We start from the raw sequence: 1,051 nt of genomic DNA, 5'->3' as shown, positions 1-1,051 counted from the left end.
GTCCGACGGCGGGGAGAACAAGCCGTCCAATCCCAGCGACCCGCACGACGGGGTCTACACGGCGGCGCGGCTGGCCCGGGACGAGGGGGTGCCCATCTCGACGATCTCGTTCGGCACCAAGACCGGCGAGATCGAGATGGACGGGCAGCGCGTGGCCGTCCCGGTTTCGACGGACCAGATGAAGACGATCGCCAAGCTGTCCGGCGGGCAGTCCTACACCGCCAGCAACATCGCCGAGCTCAACAAGAGCTACAACGCCATCGAGAAGGACATCGGCTATCGCACCGTGGCCGGGCCGGGCAGCGCCGGGTGGCTGCGCCTGGGCGTGATCACCGCATTGATCGCGACGGCGCTGGCGCTGCTGATCAACCGGCGGCTGCCGGTCTGATCGTCAGGACGGCAGCCGGCGGTTCAGGAACAGGCCGGCCAGGATCGCGCCGGCCAACGCGACCGCCCCCAGCAGCATCCACGCGAGGCTGGCGTCGCCCTTGACGGTCTCGTACCCGATCTGGCGCTGCAGGGTCGAGTAGACGTTCTTCAGCGACTCCAGGCTGTCGGCATGGAACGCCTGGCCGTCGGTGATCTCGCAGATCTTCTGCAGCGTCTGGTCGTCTACGGGAACCGGGATGGTGGCGCCCTCGTACTCGACGGTGCCGTACGGCGTCCCGAAGGAGATCGTCGAGATCTGCACGCCCGCGGCCTTGGCGGCCCGGGCGGCGGTGAACGCCCCCTGCGGGGCGTTGGCGTCCAGCGGCACGTTCTCCCCGCCGTCGGACAGCAGCACGATGCGGGCCGGGGGCGGGGTGTCGCCACCCGTGATGGCCAGGGCGCTCACCGCGTGCAGGGCGGTGAAGATGGCCTCGCCGGTGGCCGTGCTGTCGGCGAAGTCGAGCTTCTTGAGCGCGTCGATCGTCGCCTGGTGCTGCGGGGTGGGCGACACCAGCAGGTATGGCGTGCCGGCGAAGCCGACCAGGCCCAGGTTGATGCCCGGCGTGAGCTGACTGGCGAACTGGCCGGCCGCCTCCTCGGCGGCCTTGAGCCGGTTCGGCGG

Annotated in this window: 1 protein-coding gene and 1 pseudogene; one reads left to right on the top strand and one right to left on the bottom strand. The window is 70.2% G+C overall.

Annotation, left to right across the window (positions count from 1 at the left end):
• Nucleotides 1-388, top strand: a pseudogene (locus A5704_RS29775) (hypothetical protein); the annotation flags it as partial.
• 3 nt (nucleotides 389-391) lie between these two features.
• Here A5704_RS29775 and A5704_RS29770 read toward each other — a convergent pair.
• Nucleotides 392-1,051: VWA domain-containing protein (locus A5704_RS29770; RefSeq protein ID WP_067889747.1), on the bottom strand; the 660-nt coding region annotated here is incomplete at its 5' end.

The organism is Mycobacterium sp. E735 (genome assembly GCF_001666955.1).
Classification (GTDB): domain Bacteria; phylum Actinomycetota; class Actinomycetes; order Mycobacteriales; family Mycobacteriaceae; genus Mycobacterium.
The sequence above is the reverse complement of the archived record's forward strand: the minus strand, read 5'-3'. Positions and strand labels throughout refer to the sequence as shown.